19 protein-coding genes are annotated in these 21,847 nt (G+C 38.0%); 3 read left to right on the forward strand and 16 right to left on the reverse strand.

The window, feature by feature from the left end; genetic code table 11:
• Positions 1-200: 200 nt before the first annotated feature.
• Entirely contained in the window at positions 201-1,340 is a 1,140-nt protein-coding gene (locus TYM08_RS14065; protein ID WP_422379781.1) for an FKBP-type peptidyl-prolyl cis-trans isomerase, read from the forward strand.
• Positions 1,341-1,471: 131 nt separating this feature from the next.
• On the opposite strand, the gene TYM08_RS14070 is transcribed toward TYM08_RS14065, so the two are convergent.
• The 16 genes from TYM08_RS14070 to TYM08_RS14145 form a co-directional block, all read right to left on the reverse strand.
• A complete protein-coding gene (locus tag TYM08_RS14070; RefSeq protein ID WP_422379782.1) occupies positions 1,472-2,839 on the reverse strand; it encodes a DUF1552 domain-containing protein in 1,368 nt (455 codons plus the stop codon).
• A 10-nt stretch (positions 2,840-2,849) separates the two neighbouring features.
• Positions 2,850-5,540 carry a DUF1592 domain-containing protein gene (locus tag TYM08_RS14075; protein ID WP_422379783.1) on the reverse strand — a complete coding sequence of 897 codons (2,691 nt, stop codon included), beginning with the start codon at positions 5,538-5,540 and terminating at the stop codon, positions 2,850-2,852.
• A gap of 325 nt (positions 5,541-5,865) precedes the next feature.
• On the reverse strand, positions 5,866-7,227 hold the full coding sequence (locus tag TYM08_RS14080) for a DUF1552 domain-containing protein (protein WP_422379784.1): 1,362 nt from the start codon (positions 7,225-7,227) through the stop codon (positions 5,866-5,868).
• A 10-nt stretch (positions 7,228-7,237) separates the two neighbouring features.
• The gene (locus TYM08_RS14085) at positions 7,238-10,837 is read right to left on the reverse strand and encodes a malectin domain-containing carbohydrate-binding protein (RefSeq protein ID WP_422379785.1); all 3,600 of its coding nucleotides are present in this window, start codon (positions 10,835-10,837) and stop codon (positions 7,238-7,240) included.
• 437 nt (positions 10,838-11,274) lie between these two features.
• The gene (gene queC / locus TYM08_RS14090; RefSeq protein ID WP_422379786.1) at positions 11,275-11,949 is read right to left on the reverse strand and encodes a 7-cyano-7-deazaguanine synthase QueC; all 675 of its coding nucleotides are present in this window, start codon (positions 11,947-11,949) and stop codon (positions 11,275-11,277) included.
• Entirely contained in the window at positions 11,939-12,706 is a 768-nt protein-coding gene (ybgF, locus tag TYM08_RS14095; RefSeq protein WP_422379787.1) for a tol-pal system protein YbgF, read from the reverse strand. Before ybgF ends, queC begins: the two co-directional genes overlap by 11 nt.
• Before the next feature lie 68 nt (positions 12,707-12,774).
• Positions 12,775-13,356, reverse strand: coding sequence for a peptidoglycan-associated lipoprotein Pal (pal, locus tag TYM08_RS14100; RefSeq protein WP_422379788.1), 582 nt, complete (start codon positions 13,354-13,356; stop codon positions 12,775-12,777).
• A gap of 127 nt (positions 13,357-13,483) precedes the next feature.
• Complete coding sequence (tolB, locus tag TYM08_RS14105) at positions 13,484-14,785, reverse strand: Tol-Pal system beta propeller repeat protein TolB (protein ID WP_422379789.1); 1,302 nt, start codon at positions 14,783-14,785, stop codon at positions 13,484-13,486.
• A complete protein-coding gene (gene tolA / locus TYM08_RS14110) occupies positions 14,782-15,747 on the reverse strand; it encodes a cell envelope integrity protein TolA (RefSeq protein WP_422379790.1) in 966 nt (321 codons plus the stop codon). The genes tolB and tolA overlap by 4 nt, the downstream gene beginning before the upstream one ends.
• Complete coding sequence (gene tolR, locus TYM08_RS14115; protein WP_422379791.1) at positions 15,747-16,169, reverse strand: protein TolR; 423 nt, start codon at positions 16,167-16,169, stop codon at positions 15,747-15,749. The genes tolA and tolR overlap by 1 nt, the downstream gene beginning before the upstream one ends.
• 3 nt (positions 16,170-16,172) lie before the next feature.
• Positions 16,173-16,841 carry a protein TolQ gene (gene tolQ, locus TYM08_RS14120; RefSeq protein ID WP_422379792.1) on the reverse strand — a complete coding sequence of 223 codons (669 nt, stop codon included), beginning with the start codon at positions 16,839-16,841 and terminating at the stop codon, positions 16,173-16,175.
• A gap of 9 nt (positions 16,842-16,850) precedes the next feature.
• Positions 16,851-17,282: a YbgC/FadM family acyl-CoA thioesterase gene (locus tag TYM08_RS14125; RefSeq protein WP_422379793.1), complete on the reverse strand. Its 432-nt coding sequence runs from the start codon at positions 17,280-17,282 to the stop codon at positions 16,851-16,853.
• Complete coding sequence (ruvB, locus tag TYM08_RS14130; RefSeq protein WP_422379794.1) at positions 17,275-18,276, reverse strand: Holliday junction branch migration DNA helicase RuvB; 1,002 nt, start codon at positions 18,274-18,276, stop codon at positions 17,275-17,277. The genes TYM08_RS14125 and ruvB overlap by 8 nt, the downstream gene beginning before the upstream one ends.
• Before the next feature lie 9 nt (positions 18,277-18,285).
• On the reverse strand, positions 18,286-18,894 hold the full coding sequence (gene ruvA, locus TYM08_RS14135; RefSeq protein ID WP_422379795.1) for a Holliday junction branch migration protein RuvA: 609 nt from the start codon (positions 18,892-18,894) through the stop codon (positions 18,286-18,288).
• On the reverse strand, positions 18,891-19,421 hold the full coding sequence (gene ruvC, locus TYM08_RS14140; protein ID WP_422379796.1) for a crossover junction endodeoxyribonuclease RuvC: 531 nt from the start codon (positions 19,419-19,421) through the stop codon (positions 18,891-18,893). The genes ruvA and ruvC overlap by 4 nt, the downstream gene beginning before the upstream one ends.
• Before the next feature lie 160 nt (positions 19,422-19,581).
• Positions 19,582-20,169: a hypothetical protein gene (locus TYM08_RS14145; RefSeq protein WP_422379797.1), complete on the reverse strand. Its 588-nt coding sequence runs from the start codon at positions 20,167-20,169 to the stop codon at positions 19,582-19,584.
• A 208-nt stretch (positions 20,170-20,377) separates the two neighbouring features.
• Here TYM08_RS14145 and TYM08_RS14150 point away from each other — a divergent pair, with 208 nt between their 5' ends.
• Entirely contained in the window at positions 20,378-20,701 is a 324-nt protein-coding gene (locus tag TYM08_RS14150; RefSeq protein ID WP_422379798.1) for a hypothetical protein, read from the forward strand.
• A gap of 40 nt (positions 20,702-20,741) precedes the next feature.
• Complete coding sequence (locus TYM08_RS14155; RefSeq protein ID WP_422379799.1) at positions 20,742-21,602, forward strand: putative metalloprotease CJM1_0395 family protein; 861 nt, start codon at positions 20,742-20,744, stop codon at positions 21,600-21,602.
• Positions 21,603-21,847 lie beyond the last annotated feature (245 nt).

The following is a 21,847-nucleotide window of genomic DNA, read 5'->3' on the forward strand; positions in this document are numbered from 1 at the left end:
TACACAAAATAAGTATCCAACCCCGATTAAAATATGTCACAGCACCCCTTGCACGCCCTATCACGCATTCTATAAATGATTTCTTCATATTTCACAGTATAGACAGAGTAAGCGTTTGTTAACTGGCGGGATTTGTAAAGATATGTTTTAATGCCTGCAATTTTTTACGCCATTTGGCCCATTTACTTAAGGTTTACACCATGCAAATCAGATCATTCCTATTACCAATTATGTTGGCTACGTCTGTATCATTCGTTGCTTGCTCTTCATCTGATGATGAAAAAGACGCGAAGCCAGTTGAAGCTGTTGAAACATCTCATGCAGATATGTCGGCAAAAGCCCATTCAGAAATGTCAGAAAAATCAGACGCGATGTCTGAAGAAATGGCAACTGAAGAAGATATGAAAAAAGAATCCTCTCAATCTGAAAAACACTTAAGCTATTACATTGGTTTTAATGTTTCTTCAAGCATCAAAGCATCTGACAGCTTTACGTTAGTATTAGACCAAGCTATTACTGGTTTATTAGATGGTGCTAATGGTGTTGAGTCATCAGTTAGCGCTGAACAACTTCAAGCTGCTGATGCGTTATTACGTGCACAATTTGAAGAAAAGCAAGCCGCTGCTGAAGCTGAAACTGAAGAAAAAGAAGTAATGGCACCTTCTGAAGAACTAAAAATGGCTGAACAGCATTTAAGCTATTACATTGGCTTTAATATCTCTTCAAGCATCATCGCATCTAAATCCTTTGAATTAGATACAGACTCTTCAATTGAAGGTCTAACAGATGGCGCAAACGGAGTTGAGTCAAAAGTAACTCCAGAGCAATTAGAAGCGGCAGATGCTGAACTTCGCGCACAGTTTGAAGCAAAACAAGCAGAGTTAAATAAAGAGCAAATGGCTCAACAACAAGAAGCACAAAAAGCAGCAATGGCACAAGCCGAAGCTGCAAAAGTTGATGGGTTAGCATTTTTAGAAGCAAACAAAGCAAAAGAAGGCGTCATGACGACAGATTCTGGTTTACAGTACTCTGTGATCACTAAAGGTGATGCCTCTTCAGCTATGCCAAGCCCTGCTGATTCAGTAAAAGTGCATTACCATGGCACATTAACTAATGGCACGGTTTTCGATTCATCTGTCAATCGTGGCGAACCGATTTCATTCCCTTTAAACGGTGTAATATCTGGTTGGACAGAAGGCTTACAATTAATGCAAGTTGGCGACACGTTCCGTTTTTTCATTCCTAGTGAATTAGCTTATGGCGCGCGCTCAACTGGAATGATTCCAGCAAATTCAGTATTGATTTTTGATGTTGAATTATTAGGCATTAACGCTGAGTAATTTGAAATACTTTTTAAAAAGCTTATAAAACTAGGCTTTTTAAAATACAAAGACCCACCTCGATTGAGCTGGGTCTTTTTTTTGGTTATGTGTTTTTTTTAGTTGAAAAGAGTCAATTCACCTAAAGCTTACTAAGTATTTAATAAACCAGGCAATGGACCACCACAAATACTTTCTAAACCAAAGGTATCCACGTCAGTAAACCCCATTGCATGTGCAATTGAAATATACACATCGTTATGGGCTTTTGGATCATTTGAATAATCTAATTTTTGTCCAACATTTAACGCACCACCTAAGTTACCCGCTAAGGTGAATGGAATATTACGACGACCATGCTGGCCAAAATCAGAGTGTTCACTGGTCCACACTAACAATGTGTTATCTAACATCGTGCCATCACCTTCGGGTATGGATGCTAATTTATCCACAAAATACGCAAAACGTTTGCCGTACCATTCAGCGATTTTACGACGGTTACCAGCATTAGCATTATAGTTATCATGCGTGTAGCTGTGATGGTCAGAGTTTAAACCTAGTGATGGGAATGTTTCACCACTAGCGCCATTACTCCATTGTAACGTGGCTATACGAGTTTGGTCACAGGCAAACGCATGGGTGATGATGTCCATCATGCCTTCACCTTCGAAAATATAATCTTCTTCTGAGTTACGACCGTCTCTTTCTTTAGGTGGAATAGAGCAGACAGAAGCGTTTACCGCTGCCGCTTTTTCTTCTTTCTCTAGACGGATTTCGATTTCACGAATCCCAGTTAAGTGCGCTTCAATTTTACGACGATCCTCTGAGGCCACATTATTTAATACTGCATTTAGTTCATCCCTTACCACATCCAATGCACTTTTTTTGTAAGAGATGGCACGCAGTGCGGCTGGATCATAGTAGGTGGCACTGCTTGGAGTCACGCCATTAAATATCTGATTGTGTAAATTTGACACATTGCTTACTGGACGAATTGGATTACCTGCGGAAGGAAAAATTTGGTTAGCTGAAAAGAAGCCCGTTTTTACGCCAGCATTAATGACTTTAAATTTAGTTAGAGTGGCTTCACTTTGTGCTAAACGATTCCCTAAATAATGATCAATGGAGATACCTTGTGCATCCCAAGTTCGACCACTGTGTGGATCCGTGCCTGGGTCAGTGGTTAATGCGCCAGTAAATAGCATGGCAGCGGTGGATGGATGACCGTTTTCAATACGTTGAGCGTCATAACTTTTCATATCAATACCGTGCAAATAGGTAATGTGATTTTTATAAGCCTCCACTGGTTGTAAAACCGATTGAAACATCATGTTTGTGCCGTTTCCTGTTGGTACAACTTCTTGTGCAATACCATTTGGCGTACTGATAAAACATACACGTTTTGGTACATTAACCGCAGCTTGCGCCTGTAAAACTGGGATGAACGGTGCGGCAGATGCCACACCTAATGTTTTGATTAAATTACGACGATTGTAATTATTAAATAATGATTTATTCATGACACTGTCCTTAATTAGATTGAGTTCGACGATGACTAAATGCATCGGTTTGGGTAATCGAGATAATCACATCGAAAATACTGCCACCCGCGGCTTGTGAAAATTGAAGGCTTTGTGCGATTGAGCAATCATCATGTGTGTTGGGTTTGCGACCATTTGCAAACACAAACCATTGGTATGAGTAACAGGCCTGAGTTTGTTCACCACTTGCTAATATAGATTGCATTTGTTCGGCGCCTTCAAAGGTTTGATTAAGCTCACCTACGGCGAAAAATTCTCCTGTCACATCAATATCCCGTAACGTACCATCATAACTTTCTATTTGATCGATCCATTTACCAACTTCATCGTAATGGTCGAAACCAAAGCCAATTGGGTTCATTAAACTATGACACCCAGCACAATCAGGATTAGTGATTAATTCTAAAAAGTATTCCCTTGGGGATTTACCTTCTGTATCTAATGTTTCTGTACTTATTCCTGCTGGCGCTGCTGGAATTACATCGCATAACAGGCGTTGACGCACAAACTTTCCTCGTCTAGTAGAATCAAAACTTGAGCTTAAAAAACCGCCACGAGTCAAAATGCCTTTACGTTTAAATCCTGCTAAATCGTATTTATTAAATCCATCCTCAAAGGTTTCAATCGGTTGGGCGTTCACATCGTATAGCGCTTTGCCTGCTTCGTTTAGATAACCAAATTCAACTGAGAATAAATCTTGGAAGGCGCCACCGCTAAAGACTAAATCAAGGATTGTACGGGATACATCCTCAATGCCTGCGTTTAATGGTTCATAATCTTCTTCGTCAAACCAACCATCTTCGACAATATCTTCCATCTTAGGGATCCCCAACCACTGAGTATGAAATGAACTAATTGTGGACTGTGCTTTAGGGTCTGCCAACATACGCTCAGCTTGTGTTTTGATTTGAAGTTTTGAACTTAATTGATTGGTTTTGGCTGCTTCAAATAACACATCATCAGGAATAGAACGCCAAATAAAACTCGCCAAGCGTGATGCGATTTCGTATTGATTTAATTTCACCACGTGATTGTTAATTGGTTGGGTTAAATCCATTTCCAATTGATATAAAAAGTTAGGCGATACTAACATCGTAACCAATAAATACTGAGCACCTTCATCAAAATTATTTTGTTCACTTTTAACGGTTAAATATAGCTCTTTTAATCTTAATTTCTCATCTTGCGTTAATGGGCGTCGATATAACTTCAAACCTATTTCATCGATAATTTTATCTGCACAGGCATCATCTTTGTTTGGACAATCCATCCAGTTTGATAAGTTTTTAATGGCATCTTGTGCAATTATTTCTGCTGCTTCCCAATTATTTTCTATTTGAATATTCGACATCGGATGTTTTGTGTTTACTTTAAAATTTCCGATGAACTCATCGATTGAAAACCCCGATTCTTTATGGGGGTGCGTATTAAATACATCGCGCAAAGTATTTTGGTATTGCTCGTTATTGATTCTAATTAACCCGCCAAAACTTGCATCCACGCCATTTGTGCAAGCTGCTGCATCTCCTTGGATTGGTAGTGTGTCTATCTCTGGCACACAATCGCTCAAATCAAGACAAAGGGGCATTTTTTTATACACAATAATGCCGCTTACTTTTGCATATCCAAGCGATGGAATAAAATCGATATTCAGTTCACCATCGCTAACAGTCACATCGAATTGATCCGTGACGTATGCGTAGTTGTTTTTGACATTGGCTTTAGAAATTTCAAAATTCGATAACGTTCGACTGCCTTCTATGTCTACATGAAATATATTTTGTATTGGATCTTGTTCGTAACCATTTGCAAACAGTATTTGAACCTGATATTCGCTATCTGGAACGGGAATGGCATACTTAAAATCACCTCTTCGCTCAGTTAAAATTAACTCTTTAAGGTGACCTTTTGGATCAAAATCGTCAATTTTGTAGGCTGTGCCTCCTAAGAAAAAATCATCTTCAAAGTAAAAATCATCAGATCCACCTGCGTTAATGACAGCATATTGAGTAATGCTATTAAACTCATCTCTCGAATCAAAAGGAATATAAATTTCTATATCTAATTTATTGATGCGCTTTAAATAGGCTTTGATTTTTTCAGCGCAGGTTCGATCGCAATCTGTGGGTTTAAATAACGGAGCTTCAGGCATTGTTAAATTTGTAATGGATACAAACGAAAGGTCTTTTATTGATGGTAAAAGATTTGCACGTCCACCATCGCCTTTTTCATCATGACAGGCTACGCACATGCTGTTATACAACTCTTGGCCCTCTGCTATATCTGTGTTGGGCTTTATATCATCAGGACAGTTATTATTTTCACATTGGGTATTTTCTGTATTTGTTTGCGTATTTGTATTCGTTTCTGTTTGTGAAACGGTCATTGTTTGCGTGACTGTTTCTGTTTCTGTTTCTGTTTCTGTTTGAGAAACCGATATTGTTTGCGTGGTCGTTTGCGTTTTCGTTTCGGAGTTTGTTTGTGTTTCTGGGCATTCATTCCTGTTAGTTACTGCTGTTATATCCGTACATGAATCTACTTGAGTATTTACTGATTGAGGGTCTTGCTGTTGTTTATTTTTTTCAGCAGGTAATAATTCATTACAACCATTCATAAAAATAATAATAGTCAGTGCAACTATTATATTTATCAGTGAATGACATTTTATTGGTTGTCTCATAGTGTTTTCCTTTTTTACAAAGTGATCTACCATTTCAAAACAATTATTTAAAATAATAAACCAGTTAAAAATGATGATTTTATAAAATCAATTTCACCAATATCCTTAACAATCCTTTGAGGATTTAAGATAAATACAGGATGTTTAAAAAGCCCTAGCGGGTCAGTTTTTTAATAGAAAAAGCGCGTAGATTCTTTTTATAAATTCATATTACGCCGATGTAATATTCAATTTGATGCAAAAAAAAGCCTGAACAAAAAAATGTTCAGGCTGTAGGGGATATTGATATTGTTTTTTTCTTACAAACAATATCTAACCTGATTATTTATGTATTTAACAACCCAGGTAATGGACCTTCACAAATATCGGCAAAACCAAATTTGTTCACATCGGTTAGTCCCATTGCATGCGCAATTGAAATATACACATCGTTGTGGGCTTTGGTGTTATTTGAATAATCTAATTTTTGTCCAACATTCATTGCGCCTCCCAAGTTACCCGCTAAAGTAAATGGAATATTACGACGACCATGCTGACCAAAATCGGAATGTTCACTGGTCCAAACCAATAATGTGTTATCTAACATCGTGCCTTCACCTTCAGGTATCGATGCTAATTTATTCACAAAATACGCAAAACGTTTCCCGTACCATTCACCGATTTTACGACGGTTACCAGCATTACCATTATAGTTATCATGGGTGTAGCTGTGATGGTCAGAATTTAAGCCCATTGAAGGGAATGTTTCACCACTAGCTCCATTGGACCATTGTAACGTGGCAACACGAGTTTGGTCACAAGCAAACGCATGGCTTAGAATATCCATCATACCTTCACCTTCGAAAATATAATCTTCTTCTGAGTTACTACCGTTTCTTTCTCCAGGTGGAATAGTACAGTTTGCTGACGTTGTTCCACTTTGTTCAAAACTCAATCGAGTTTCAATTTCGCGAATGCCGTTTAAATGCGCTGATATTTTATGACGATCTTCAGACGCTACTTTATTCATCACAAGGTTTAGTTCTTCCATTACGGAATCTAACACGCTCTTTTTGTTTGCAATGGCACGCAAAGCAGCTTGGTCTACAGTATTTGTAGTACCTGTCTGCACACCATTAAACACGCGGCCATGTAAGTTACCCACATTGCTTTCTGGACGAATTGCATTGCCTGCAGATGGAAAAACTTGGTTTGCAGAGAAGAAACCCACTTTTACCCCAGCGTTGATCACTTTAAATTTTGTGCTGGTTTCGCTGCTTTGAGATAATCGATTGCCCAAATATTGGTCAATAGAGATACCGTCAGCATCCCAAGTTCGACCACTGTGTGGATCCGTGCCTGGGTCAAGCGTTAATGCACCCGTCCATAACATGGCAACAGTCGATGGATGACCATTTTCAATAGGTTTGGCGTAATAACTTTTCATATCAATACCGTGCAAATAGGTAATTTGATTTTTATAAGCTTGTAATGGCTGTAATACAGACTGAAACGCCATGTTTGTGCCGTTTCCTGTTGGTACAACTTCTTGTGCAATACCATTTGGCGTACTGATAAAACATACACGTTTTGGTGTATTAACCGCAGCTTCAGCTTGTAAAATCGGTATGAAAGGTGCGGCAGATGCCACACCTAGCGTTTTAATTAAATTACGACGATTATAATTTTTAAATAATGATTTATTCATGATAACACCCTTAGTTAGATTGAGTTCTACGATGACTAAATGCATCTGTTTGGGTAATCGCGATGATCACATCTAATATGCTACCGCCCGCGTCTTGTGAAATTTGAATGCCTTGAGATAATGAACAAGCATCTTCAATTCTTGGTGTACGACCATTAGCGTAAGCAAACCACTGGTATGAGTAACAAACTTTGGTATCTACACTGCTCGCTAACAACGCTTGCAATTCATCTGCACCGGTAAATGTTTGGTTGATGTCGGTGGTTGCGAACAATTCACCTGAGTCATCAATATCCCATAGCGATTGATCCTTCTTATTTAGCTCTTGATCTTGCCATTTACCGACTTCATCGAAATGATCAAAACCAAAACCGATCGGATCCATCAATTTATGACAACCCCCACAAGATGGTTTGGAAACGTGTAAATTATAAGCTTCACGTGGTGACAATCCAGCTTTTACTTCAAAGTTCCCAGCCGCACCAGGAGGTGCCGGTGGAATCACGCCACACAACACTGCTTGACGGATAAACTTACCACGTCGTGGGGTGTTGTGATTTGCACTTAAGAATGGTCCACGAGTCAAGATACCAGTACGGTTAGCTGTGGATAGTTGGTACTTATTAAAACCATCATCAAAGGTTTCAATAGGATTACCATTCACGTCATAAAACGCTTTACCAGCATCATTTAAATAACCGTAATCCACTGTGTACAAGTCTTCAAATGAACCGTCATTACTGACTAGATCAATAATCGTACGTTTCACATCACCAATACCCGCCATTTTTTCATCATAATGTGCGTCAACAGTATCCACTTTCCCAGAACCCATCCATTGTAAATGGAATTCGCTTATTGTTACATCCGCTTTAGGATCCGCCAACATGCGCTCAGCTTGAGCTTTGATGCCTTCTTTTGTAGCCAATTGATTTGTTCTTGCTGCTTCAAATAACGCTGCATCTGGAATCGAGCGCCATAAGAAACTTGCTAAGCGCGCTGCAATTTCATACTGACCTAACTTCACAATGTTGTTACCTACTGTTGCTGTTAAATCAAGCTCTAGCTGATATATGAAGTTTGGCGACGCTAACATTGCACGTAATAGTGTTATCGCTCCATCATCGAAACTGTTGCTACGATCTTTTGCTTCGGTATACACAGCTTTTAGTCTAGTTTTTTCTGCATTAGTCACTGGACGACGGAATAATTTTAAACCTATTTCATCAATGATTTTATCTGCACAAGCATCATTTTTACTCGCACAACTTATCCAGCTGCCCATATTAGCAACCGCGTTAGGTGTTAATCTTTCCATTGACTCTAAATACTGTTCGAGAACAATTTCTGTAATTGAGTCTTTATAGTTAACATTAAAGTTGCCTAGTTTTTCATCAGTGGTAAATGTCGCCGTATAGTCGGTTTGTGCGAAGAACACATCACGCATTGTATTTTTGAATTGCAAGTTACTGATACGTAATAAGCTTGTGAAACTTGCATCAATGCCATTGGAACAAGATTGTGAATCACCCGCTATTGGTACTTGTTTAACAACGTCAACACACTCTCTGCCTTCGTAACATGCAAAGTTATCATAGATATAGTCAGCAAATTCTTTCGCACATTCACCCACACAAGTCTCAGCGTATTCAAATGGCATTTTTAAGCTGATGTACGTTGTTAATTGTTCACGAGTATCACACACAACACAATCAGATTGAACAAGTGCGCCGCCTAATACAGAACCTTCACCATTTTCATCACCATGGCAACCTTGGCAACTTGTTTGGTATCTTTCAGGCATTGTAGGTTCTCTGTAAACAACAAGGCCGTTAACCGTTGCATTTGCAAGCGATTTAACGAAATCAATATTTAATACACCATCAGTGACAACTACATCAAAACGAATTGTTTTATAAGCACTGTCTTGGCCGCCTGTTGTTTTGAAAATGTCGAAGTTTTCTAACGCTCTAACACCTTCTAAATCAACATGGAATTGACGCTGATCTGGACCGTCGTGATATAGCTCTGCAAACCAGAATTCAACTTGATGTTCACCGTTTTGAACTGGAATTTCATATTTAAAATCGCCCCAGCGTTCTGATGAGAATAATAAGTCGTCTTCAGTGCCGGCAATTTCACGCTCAGCGTTGTCATTACCCGTACCATCAATTTCAACAAAGTATTTATCAGCTTCGAATTGGATTCCAGTTTTAGTAGAAGTAAAACCTGATTTACTACCAGCGTTAATCGCTACTTCCACAACCATTTCTAATTCATGCTCTTCTACAGGTGGTTCAATTACCACGTCATCTAACAAATTATTGATGTAAAGTAAGTAACCTTGGATTTTTGTCGCACACTCTGCATTACAAGATTTAGGGTCAAATAATGGTGCTTCAGGCATTGATAAATCAGTAATTCCTACAAAGCTGCCGTCTTTTAATGCAGGACGTAAATCGGCTCTGCCACCGTCGCCTTTCTCATCGTGACAATCAACACACATAGCAGTATATAAATCTTTACCTGCTAACTCTTCTGCGTTCATTGCACGTTTGCCAGGACAACCGTTATTAGCTGATGTACCAATTTCATTTGGACATTCATCTATGTTATCTGCAATCCCGTCATTATCAGAATCAACTGGTGTCACATCAATTGGACAGCCTTGATTGTTTGCATCACCAAATTCGTTAGGGCATGAATCAACGTCATCTGTCACGCCATCGTTATCTGTGTCAAGTGCAACCACAGGGCATCCATTATTATTTGATTCACCATATTGATTTGGACATTGATCTAAAGAATCAACAATGCCGTCATTGTCCATATCACTTTGAAATGGGAAGGATTGTATGAATAACGCAATATGCGCAGAGCATTGATTGTCACAAGCTGAAACATCACCAAATGGCATTTTTTCTTCTAAGTAAGTCGTTAAAGCACTTGTATCGCTACAAGTCGTTTTTTCACATTTGAAGTTGCCGTCTGAACCAATGATGTCACTTTCTGGTGTACCCAAAACCTTAGTGCCACGTGAGTCTGATTTATCATGGCAGCCGGCGCAATCTAATTTGTCACTATCATATAATTGCTTACCAATTTCAGCCGAAGGGGTGAAATTGTTATTATTTGCACAGCCATTATTTTCTAATGTTCCATATTCATTTGGACACATATCATACAAATCAATCAAACCGTCATTATCAGAATCGGTTTGATCTACTGGGCAACCTTGATTGGAAGTAGGTCCAGCTTCATTCGGGCAGCTATCAACTTCATCATAAATGCCATCATTGTCTTTATCGGTCTTAACACCTATTGGACAACCATTATTATTTGCCACTCCGGCTTCATTAGGACAAAGATCAAGGGCATCTTCTAACCCGTCATTATCGGTATCTGTTGGTAAAATAACGATCGGACAGCCGTTATTGTTAATTGAACCCTTAACATCAGGACACAAATCCACTTCGTTATTGACTGAATCATTATCACGATCCGCCGTTTTTAAATCTGGCCCTGCGTCATTACAACTGGCCATAGAAAAAGCAATGAATAACACTGCGAGCGTTTTTACTATTGGTTTATAATTGTTTAAATATTTCAAAATATTCTCCCCATTTATGGTTTTGATACCTCATAATTAAAACAGTATAAACACCAATTGTAAAAACAATATTACAGTGACATAACATTACACTTACATTAATTCACGCCTTTTTTAAATTTTATTTTTCATACCAACCCACTACATACCTTATATACAAGGGGTTTACTTTTTTTACAATTAAATCCACCCTCAATAACACCTACAAAATGAAACATTAGAATTTCGTAGGTTTGTGAACAGCTGCACAACTAGCCTTTATGCTTTCTACTCATATCGTGAAAATTAGTGATCTAATTCATTTTGTAAGTGCCAACTTGGTCTCATTACATATTTCACTCTTTTTTTTAGACACAAAAAAACCGATGATTTTTAACAAATCAACGGTTTTTTATAAGGGATTAAGGTTAATTCAGATCAATACTTAGGTGGGCTATTTATGCATAAATAGTCGGATCACTAACGCCTGCATGCTCAAACCCTTGCTTGCGTAGGACGCAACTATCACATACACCACAGGCTTTGCCATGATCATCCGCCTGGTAGCAAGAAATCGTTTGAGAGTAATCAACTCCTAACTCCAACCCTTTTTGAATAATTTGTGCTTTGGTCAAATCAATTAACGGAGTTTCAATTGAAAGCTTTTTACCTTCAACACCGGTTTTAGTCGCTAAATTTGCAAGTACTTCAAAAGCTTGAATGAATTCAGGTCGACAATCAGGGTATCCAGAATAATCCACTGCATTTACCCCAATAAAAATTGCATCAGCATCGAGCACTTCAGCCCAACCCAATGCTACCGATAAAAAAACAGTGTTTCGAGCAGGTACATATGTCACAGGAATTTCGTCACTATTTGCATCAAAATCCGGCACATCAATATTGTCAGTTAACGCTGATCCACCTATTAACCTTAAATTAAGTGGTATTATTTTATGTTCCACCCCACTTGCTTTTGCTATATTAATAGACGCTTGTAATTCACTAGAGTGACGCTGACCGTAATCAAAACTCATTGCGTGACACTCAAAACCCTGTGCCTTAGCAATTGCTAATACAGTGACGGAATCTAATCCGCCAGACAATAAAATAACCGCTTTTTTATTGGACATTTAAACCTTCTAATTTTATTTTTGCTTGTTGAGCTGTAGGGTCATGGGCAAATTCATTCATGACACGTATTAAATATTTTTTAGCCAAAATAGTATTGTTTTTTTGCACTGCAATATCCGACATTTCTAACAAACTGGATGCCGCTTTAGGATCTTTTGGATAATTTTGCTGTGTTTGAAAAAACATTGAATTTGCTTTTTTAGTGTCACCCAATTTCAAATACACTTTACCAAGCCAATAGGTAGCGTTTGGCATTCTTTCAGAATTGGAATATTGCTCAATAAATGCCTCAAATGCATCTTCGGCATTTTTGTAATCTTGTTTTTGTAAATAAGCAATGGCTTTAGCGTATTGTTCTGAGCCATCTTGAATGATGACTAATTCAGAAGGTTTGGTTGTTAAAATAGGCGCGGTAACTTGAGATGTTTGCACAGGTTTTAACTGTATGTCCTGTAATTTTTTTTCTAACTCCGCCACTTTTAAAGTCAATTCAACAATACGTCGATCACTATCTAAATAACGCTGCTTATTTTGAATTTCTATTTGGTTTAATTGATATGCTTGCTCTTCAACGGTGCCATTTAAACGAGAGACCTCATTTAATAAATCATACACTTGATACAGCATTTCATTAAGAACTTGTTGTTGTGGATTTTTATCACTTGATACGCTAATTTCTTGAATTTGTGCAGCGTAAACAAAAGTGCTGCTTAATAAAGCAGCACTAAATAAAAAACTCGTTTTGATTATTTTCATAAACTCGACCAGTTTAGAGAAGCCTTTAATGAACACTAAAGGCTTATTTTTCGTTTGAGAAGATTAAATTATTGGTATTTAATTTCTACGCGACGGTTTTTACCATATGCAGCTTCAGTTGTACCGAAATCAGCTGGCATTTCTTCGCCCATACCCACTACAGAGATTTGAGTTTTATTTACACCTTGAAGACGTAAGTAAGCGGCAACTGCATTAGCACGACGCTCAGACAAACCTAAGTTATATTCAGGAGTACCGCGCTCATCTGCATGACCTTCTAAAACGATTTGTTGCATTGGGTTCATTGTTAAATACTTAGCATGTAAATCTAACGATTCACGAGCAGCAGCCGTTACTGTAGATTGATCAAAGTAGAAATATACAGTCATTTGATCTTTGATTTGATCCATTAACATAGAAGCTTTGTCTTCCATGTTATCCATCGCATCAGCAGCATCGTCCATTACCAAATCACCCATGCCAGACATATCATCTTTCATGTCGTCTTTCATGTCAGTTACTGGTGTAGTTGGTTGAGTGAAACCACCAGTTGTGCCAGTGGTATCTTCTTTAACTGATTTACCACCACAAGATGAAATAGTAACGACAGCTGTTAAAGCGATTGCTTTGATCAATAAATTTTTGTTCATTTTTTTTCCCCGTTTATTTAAATTTCGAACTCTTTGAATACTAATTCATTAAATAGTTCGTTTTTATTATGAATCGTTGCAAAAATACAGGTTTAATCCCTGTAATTCAAGCATTTTGATTTAGTGTCTATTTTTTATAAGGTGACCAGCTAGGCTCTCTAACATCATAAGCATCAACAGGCATCGATTTAGTAATTTTTCCATCCATCGAAACCCAAGAAAGCACGCTTTTACCAGAATTTTTAGTGGCGTAAATTAAATTGGTCGCATTTGGTGCAATACTAGGTGACTCATCGTAATCCGTTGAGGATAACAATCTCATTTGACCTGTCTCCAAATCTAATGCAGCAATGGAATACCCATCATCTTGCAAACTCACCGTCACAACATAACGACCATCTGCCGAATAACTTGGTTTGGCATTGTACTTACCATCAAAGGTTAAGCGCACTGTTCGACCTGTTGCTACATCTGCTTCATAGACCTGAGCACTGCCACCACGATCTGATGTAAACACAATTTTTTTACCATCTGGTGACCAACTTGGCTCAGTATCAATACCACGATGGCGAGTTAATCTTCGAACCTCACCATTGATTAAATTTTTAATATAAATTTCAAAGTTGCCATCTTTGGTTGATTGAAATGCAATTTGTTTGCCATCGGGCGAAAACGAAGGCGCAGAATTCGTTGCATCAGGATAATTAGCAATAATTGATTGTTTGCCTGTCGCCAATTCTTGACTTAATACCACCCAACGTCCGTTTTTAACTGTAGCGTATGCAATGTATTTTAAATCGTGAGACCACGAGATTGAAATAATGGGTGCGTCGTCTTCGTATACAGTTTGAACATTTTCACCATTTGCATCCATAATTTGAACGCGCTGAAATGTTGCACCGTCTTTCATTGTTCGACTTACAAAGGCAATCTTAGTACTAAATATGCCTTTTACGCCTGTAATATTTTCATAGATTTTATCGGATAAAATATTACCAGCCTTACGAATTGAACGCTCATCTGTTGCCGTATCAATATAATCTTCGAACATTTTTTTTGAGCTATTCACGTTAAACAATGAAAACGAAACGCGCATTAATAATGAATTTTCTGGACTATAATCTACCGTACCTAAAATCAAATAATCCTGTTTCAATAACAACCAATTACGAAAGTATATTTCTTGTTCGCTTTTTGGATAACTCATCATATTGTCAGGATGTAACGCTAGAAACTCTCCAGACTGAGCAAGGTTATTTCGAATTAGCTCATCCACATTTAATGGCAATGCTTCTGATATTTTTTGATTAAACGGCACGATCGATATTTTATCAGCGCCCGCTTTGCCCTCAGTGATTCTGATGTCAATTGCCCAGCTTGATGTTGATGCAAATATCATCATTAACAACATGGCTAATTTAAATTTCATTGTTGAGCTCCAAAGGTAAGGTTGTTTGTTCTAAAATAGGTTTCAAATAAAATTGGATCATCAGGTACGGTATACATGCCTACATTTTTTACTGCATTTATTAAGGATTGATTAAATGCTTTATCTCCATTGGAATTGACCACTTCAACATTTACTAATTCACCTGTTGGGGCCAATTCAATTTTCAAAACCGCCACATATGGTCGACTTGCTTGATTTTTATTCCAATTTCTTTGCACTTCTTCTTTGATTGCAAATGCGTAAGTATCTACAATATTCATTTGTTCCTGAGCCATTGCTTGAGCTGCTTTTTGGCGAGCACTTAATGCTTGTTGTTCATCAAATGCGGCTTGATTGTCTTTTTCTAATTGCGCTAGACGCTGTTTTTCATCTTCAATTTGCTTTAACTCTTGTTCTAACTCATCGTTAATATTTGCAAATTCATTATTTAATTCAGCCAATTCTCGTGCTTCTTGTTCTGCTTCGAGTTTTTTAAGTGCTTCAAGTCGTTTTTTCTCTGCGTCGGCTTTTTTCTTTTCAGCTTCTAAACGTTTTTTCTCTGCCAGTTTATTCTCTTCTTCTTTTTTTTGAGCGGCTATTTTTTTAGCTTCGGCTTGTTTTTTAGCTTCTTCTTTCTTTTTGGCATCGGCTTTTTTCTGTGCGTCTTCTTGTTTTTTGCGTTCCGCTTCTTTTTTCTGATCTTCTAATTTTTTTTGCTCTTGCTTTTGCTTGGTGTCATCTGGCTTTTTAACTTCAGGTTTAATCGCTGGTACAGGAGGTGCTAATTCCACCAAATTCATAACAGTGTATTCAGGTAATTTAAATTTTTTAACATCGGGTTTGAATTCAATTACACCGAACAACAATGAGCCAAATATAATAAAATGACCTACTAAAGCGACAGTAACAGCAACACCATATTGTTTGATAAACGCTTGACGGGTTTGTTTAGAAAAAAACATTATTCAACCGGGTCCTCAGTTGCCAGCCCCACTGATACTGCCCCTGACTTTTTAAGAGTGTCTACTAAATTCATCACCACACCATAATTAATAGATTGATCCGCACGAACTAACACTAATAAATCAGGGTTTTGCGTTAATATTTTTTTGATATGTGCTCCGATGTAGGGCAGATCTTCTTTGAAAGGTTCGCGATCTGGTCGTTCAATAAAATATTCACTTTGTGCATTTATTGAAATAATCACATGAGCGGAAATATCAGAAATAGGGAGCGGCTCTGAAGTCACATCGGGTAAATCTAATTTTTCACCTTGAGTTAACATTGGTGCTGTGACCATAAATATAATTAACAACACCAACATCACATCAATATATGGCACAACATTGATTTGAGCCATAGGCGTACGTTTAGCTCGACTCATTACTTACCCCTGTTTAACAGCTTGAGGTTGTGGTTTAGCAGCATGTATTTGACGATGCAATATCGAAGTAAACTCATCTGAAAATGTTTCATATGATCCAATTATGGTTTCGGATTGAGAAACAAATCGGTTATACGCAACAACAGCAGGAATCGCAGCAAATAAGCCCATTGCTGTTGCAGATAATGCTTCAGAAATACCTGGAGCCACAGCGGCCAATGTTAACTGAGCAGAATCAGATAACCCTTGAAAAGAATTCATAATTCCCCAAACGGTGCCTAATAAACCTATGTAAGGAGTGATTGAGCCTACGGTTGCTAAAAATGAAATATGCTTGTCTAGTTTGTCGGATTCTTTTCTCGCTGCTACTCGCATTGCGCGTTGTGTGCCTACCATAACCGATTCTGGATCCATTGAATTTTGCTGACGTAAACGTGTAAATTCTTTAAATCCATTTCTAAAAATAGATTCAGCACCGCCTTCTGGATTTGGGTCGTTATAAACTTGCTTATACAGTTGAGTTAAATCCATGCCTGACCAAAAACGTTCCTCAAATTCAAATAATGCTTTTTTTGCTTTATTCATTGTACGCGCACGCTCAACGATGATTACCCAAGTTACTACTGAGGCTAATATTAGTATGGCCATTACCGCCATTACTACAATTGACATTTCTTCCACTTATTTTTCCTCACTTTGAATCAAATATTTTTTTAGAGCCAAGACGATCACATCTGGCATAGGACATAATTTACCAGAACTAGTTGCAATAGAGGCAATTTTTATTTCCCCTGACACCAACAACTGTCCATCTCGATAAACATTTTGTGTGACAACAAACGATCTAGGTGTCACTTTTTTAACAATAGCTCCCACACTGAGTACATCATCCATTTTCGCTGAAGCTTTAAATTGCAAACTTAAACTGGCCACCACTAAGGTATACCCTTGTTTTTCAGAAGTGGAAAATTCATAGCCGCATTTTCGTATAAAATCCGAACGCACTCGTTCCATAAATTTTATGTAATTAGCATGATAAACAATCCCACCACAATCGGTATCTTCTATATAGACTCTTATATCTTGGAGGTATTCTTTGTTTTGATTATTCATTATTCACACACAATTCATTTGCCAAATCTGTTAACACTCGTCCCCTTGGGGTTCTGGCGATAAAACCTTGCTGAATCAAATAAGGCTCTATCACATCCTCAATGGTTTCTTTATCTTCACTGATCGAAGCTGCTAAATTATCCAAACCAACAGGGCCTCCGTCAAATCGCTCTTTCATGGCTTGTATTAGTTTTCGATCAAGATGATCGAAACCTAACTTATCCACATTTAACATATTTAACGCTAAATCGGCTATTTGACTGTCTACAATACCTTCGCTTTTAATATCGGCATAATCACGCACGCGACGTAATAAACGGTTTGCAATTCTTGGTGTACCACGAGAGCGTTTCGCAATTTCATAAGCCCCTTCGTCATCAATTTGAACTCCTAATTTTTTTGCTGAGCGCAACACAATTGAAGTCAGATCTTTTACATTATAAAACTCTAAACGCTGCACAATCCCAAACCGATCACGAAGAGGGGAAGTTAAACGCCCTGCTCTTGTGGTTGCGCCAACTAAAGTAAAAGGGGGCAATTCAAGTTTGATTGATCTTGCAGAGGGGCCTTCACCAATCATAATATCTAACTGGTAATCTTCCATTGCTGGATACAAAACCTCTTCAATATTTGGGCTTAATCGATGTATTTCATCAATAAATAAAACATCACCTGCCTCTAAATTAGTGAGCATTGCTGCTAAATCTCCTGCTTTTTCTAGCACAGGTCCTGACGTGGTTTTGACCGAGACACCCATTTCATTGGCAATAATATTAGCTAAAGTGGTCTTGCCTAAGCCTGGAGGTCCGAATATTAAAGTATGATCAATTGGCTCATTTCGTTTTTTAGCCGCTGCCAAAAATATCGACATTTGCTCTTTAACAATGGGTTGCCCGATATATTCTGCTAACGATATTGGACGAATAGCACGATCATGATTAATTTCAGGCTGAGAGACATGTTGTGGGGCAATAAAACGATCTTCTTCTATCATTTTTAACCTTTATATTTGTTTAAGTGAATGGCGAATTAATTCATCGACACTCATATTATCTTTATAAACAGTTTGTACTGCTTTTGAAGCTTGAGCCGGTTTATACCCTAAAGCAATCAATGCACTTTGCGCATCATTCATTACAATAGAAGCTTGATGTTTTTCTTTGTCATCAACAAACTGCTCCATTGGTGTGGACAAATGATCCACTTGCCAATCTTTTAATCGATCACGCATTTCAATTAACAATCGCTCAGCGGTTTTTTTACCCACACCTGGCACCGAAACAATGCCAGTAACATCATTAGCGTGTACACATTTTACAAACTCTTCACTTTCAAATGTCGACAAAATAGCCAATGCCATTTTGGGACCGACGCCGTTTGCTTTTATTAGCATTCTAAATAAATCGCGATCCTGAATTTGAAAAAAACCAAATAACTGCTGAGCATCTTCACGTACAACCAAATGACAATGCAAAGTCACCTTTGCGCCCACTAATCCAATTTGGTAACTGGTAGTCATCGGGATTAAAATTTCATAACCCACACCATTTACATCTACCACAATTTCCGGGGATTTTTTTTGAATTAACTGACCTGTTATTAGTGCAATCATTTATTTAAACTCATTCGACCGTTGCGCCCAAATCGAGCGCCGTTGGTTTGTAATAATTGTTGACGTGAATGCCCATGACACATAGCAATAGCTAAAGCATCGGCTGCATCTTCTTGAGGCAGTCCTGGCAATTTTAATAGATGTTTAACCATTAAACCCATTTGAGTTTTATCAGCATTACCGTTTCCTACAATTGCTTGTTTGATTTTACGTGCTGCGTATTCGTAAACAGGCATACTTGCTTGGGTTGCAGCTACAATAGCGCAGCCTCTGGCTTGACCAAGCTTTAATGCAGATTGCGCATTCACCCCCATAAACACTTCTTCAATGGCTAATTCTTGAGGTAAATATCGCTCAATAACTTCTGAGACATACACAAAAATAGCGTCTAAACGCTCAGGAAACGACGATAGCTTTTCAAGGCGAATGCAACCGGATGCTATATACTCTTGACGACTGCCCACTTGATTAATTACTCCATATCCCATTTTACGAGAACCAGGGTCGATGCCTAAAATTATCGCCAAAACACTTACTCAAAGTTGAAAAACCACATCATACTAAATCGCGCTTAGCAAGGATAGAGTACTGTTGATAGATACAGTGTTTTTTATGCAGCATGACCAAAACACGTTTCTTTAGGCGTAAAAAATGCGCAATGAAGCGCATTTTTAATCAGCGAAGGGTTTATTCCATGAATAAATCATCAAAAGCATCTAAATCTGAATCATCATCGTAGCTGGATTCAGAATCGAATAATAACGTTAAGATATAATCTTCAAGAGTTGTCATTCCGCTTTTTTTACCAATATCTACTGCTTCTTGGACTGACATATCATGATTAAAAAATGCTTCAAGCGCCATCAATGCTCCCACTCTATTTGCATTTGAGTCATGAATTAACACAAAACCTTTCGCTTCAAATGCCGTTTCAAATACGATCTCATTTATTTCATTTAACGTATTAATGTTAAAATCATCTAAACCACTGACGGGTATAGAAACATAGCGCATACCCAGTGCTTCAATTTTTTTTCGTTCATTCCACGAGCCAATCTCCCCTGGCGAACGTAAATTAATAACCGTTTTAAACCCTTTTTGTGCCGCTAATTCAAATTCAGAACGAGTCGGTTGCGCAGAGGTTAAAATATTATCAAACACAGTAAACTCACGACGTAAATCAAGTAATGGGGGTTTTTCTGCAACTGCTTCAACACTCAATAATATTAAAGATAAGGATAAAATAAATAATCGAATCATACTCATCATGCGCATTTAATGCTCAAACTAAAAAGGTGCATAAACACTACACGAGTCTCATTTTTTTACAACTTTGCGCAAAAAAATTGCTGACTCTCGCACAATTACTTATAAGGTTGTGGCAAAACGGTTATTACTACACAATTTGTTACACAAAAAACAGTGCAAACCATTAAAGCCAAGCCTATATTAAAGTTGAGCTAAATTTTTTCTTGAGCGGTTTATGAACTCATTATTTTCTGCCAGCCCACTGAATTATACTGGTACATCAGTTGTTGGCATACAAGGGTTAAAACAATCCATGTCCCGTATGACTGATCATGCGCAGAACATGCAAACCACTCATGTTGACACGCATAATCGCATTACACATCAAGACAAGGTAAACCTAAATCAGACTGTACCGTTTGATCAAGACACAAAACAATACAGCAGCGAAGAGCAACTTATATACACATCAATAAGTGGCTTAGAAGCAAAAGCCAATGCAAAAGTCATTCAAACAAGCCTAGATACAATGGGCACAATTTTAGATTTAAAAGCGTAAAAACGCTTAAACCGGGGGCTAGCAATAACGAGGTGACATCATGAGCACAATTAATGGCGTATACGCAAATGCAATTACACCGGTCGCACCAAGACCGCAATCCGATAATGCATCCAACCAATCCCCAGCGCACGAACAATTTGCCAAAACTACGTTTGTTCCTGTTGAAGCAAGCCAACAAAATGATGCGACTAAATCCTCTTCAGACCAACGCCCTGAACATGACCATTCTCGAAACAATCAACAAAATGTTCAAAATGAGCAGAATCAAAAACAAGTTGATGAGAAACAATTAAGTACAAAGGAAATGATTGAACAAAAAATTGAAGCGCAATTAATCTCCCAATTAAAATCAAGAGATATGGAAGTGCGTAACCATGAAATGGCTCATAAAATTGTGGGTGGAAAATACGCAGGTGCCATAAATCTACAATATACAAAAGGGCCTGATGGAATGAATTACGCATCAGCTGGTGAAGTGAGTATATCCATTAGTCCATTAAACGACCCTCAAATGACGATTCAAAAGATGCGTCAAATAAAACAAGCTGCCCTGGCTCCTTCAGAACCTAGTAGCCAAGATCGATCAGTAGCAGCAATGGCCACTCAAATAGAAATTAAAGCCTATACAGAAATGGCTAAAATGGAACGTGCTGAAGAACAAGCAAAAGAACAAGCAAAAGAAGAAATGCGAACTGAAGCAGATAATAAAAACGACAAATCTGAATCACGAAATACTCAATCTAGTGATGATACTGTTCGAGGTGACAAACAGTCAGATATTTCTGATGATGTATTATCAGCTGATGAGCGATTATCAGAAATTGAGTCGTCACACAAAAGCGCTAACACTGAATTTACCTCTCAACCAACAGGGCTTAACTTGAATGTTATTGCTTGATGGATTGATTCATATCTAATCTATCTTTGTCTAATGACACAATCCGTAACGATTCAGATTACGTTCGGCAATATGCTCCTGCATTGCTCTAAAAAGCTTATTCAGCACAAGGTGAATGATGTGAGTTTACTTGGGTAAATATTTTGCTCATCTTGTGATTCCTCTACCTGGGGTCGACTAATCGCCGTTAACATTTCCAGACAAACTTGTGATCGTTATTTAACTCGATTTGGACCTAAGCTGAA

Origin of the sequence: Marinicellulosiphila megalodicopiae (genome assembly GCF_045862395.1) — a bacterium.
GTDB lineage: Bacteria > Pseudomonadota > Gammaproteobacteria > Pseudomonadales > Natronospirillaceae > Marinicellulosiphila > Marinicellulosiphila megalodicopiae.

What these genes read in the sequence shown, in the direction of transcription:
- TYM08_RS14080 (WP_422379784.1), bottom strand. Translation starts at nt 7,227, where the DNA reads ATGAATAAATCATTATTTAAAAATTATAATCGTCGTAATTTAATTAAA.
- tolQ (WP_422379792.1), bottom strand. Translation starts at nt 16,841, where the DNA reads ATGTCAATTGTAGTAATGGCGGTAATGGCCATACTAATATTAGCCTCA.
- TYM08_RS14070 (WP_422379782.1), bottom strand. Translation starts at nt 2,839, where the DNA reads ATGAATAAATCATTATTTAATAATTACAATCGTCGTAATTTAATCAAA.
- TYM08_RS14125 (WP_422379793.1), bottom strand. Translation starts at nt 17,282, where the DNA reads ATGAATAATCAAAACAAAGAATACCTCCAAGATATAAGAGTCTATATA.
- ybgF (WP_422379787.1), bottom strand. Translation starts at nt 12,706, where the DNA reads ATGAAAATAATCAAAACGAGTTTTTTATTTAGTGCTGCTTTATTAAGC.
- TYM08_RS14145 (WP_422379797.1), bottom strand. Translation starts at nt 20,169, where the DNA reads ATGCGCATGATGAGTATGATTCGATTATTTATTTTATCCTTATCTTTA.
- tolB (WP_422379789.1), bottom strand. Translation starts at nt 14,785, where the DNA reads ATGAAATTTAAATTAGCCATGTTGTTAATGATGATATTTGCATCAACA.
- ruvA (WP_422379795.1), bottom strand. Translation starts at nt 18,894, where the DNA reads ATGATTGCACTAATAACAGGTCAGTTAATTCAAAAAAAATCCCCGGAA.
- ruvB (WP_422379794.1), bottom strand. Translation starts at nt 18,276, where the DNA reads ATGATAGAAGAAGATCGTTTTATTGCCCCACAACATGTCTCTCAGCCT.
- TYM08_RS14065 (WP_422379781.1), top strand. Translation starts at nt 201, where the DNA reads ATGCAAATCAGATCATTCCTATTACCAATTATGTTGGCTACGTCTGTA.
- tolA (WP_422379790.1), bottom strand. Translation starts at nt 15,747, where the DNA reads ATGTTTTTTTCTAAACAAACCCGTCAAGCGTTTATCAAACAATATGGT.
- pal (WP_422379788.1), bottom strand. Translation starts at nt 13,356, where the DNA reads ATGAACAAAAATTTATTGATCAAAGCAATCGCTTTAACAGCTGTCGTT.
- TYM08_RS14075 (WP_422379783.1), bottom strand. Translation starts at nt 5,540, where the DNA reads ATGAGACAACCAATAAAATGTCATTCACTGATAAATATAATAGTTGCA.
- TYM08_RS14150 (WP_422379798.1), top strand. Translation starts at nt 20,378, where the DNA reads ATGAACTCATTATTTTCTGCCAGCCCACTGAATTATACTGGTACATCA.
- tolR (WP_422379791.1), bottom strand. Translation starts at nt 16,169, where the DNA reads ATGAGTCGAGCTAAACGTACGCCTATGGCTCAAATCAATGTTGTGCCA.
- queC (WP_422379786.1), bottom strand. Translation starts at nt 11,949, where the DNA reads ATGTCCAATAAAAAAGCGGTTATTTTATTGTCTGGCGGATTAGATTCC.
- TYM08_RS14155 (WP_422379799.1), top strand. Translation starts at nt 20,742, where the DNA reads ATGAGCACAATTAATGGCGTATACGCAAATGCAATTACACCGGTCGCA.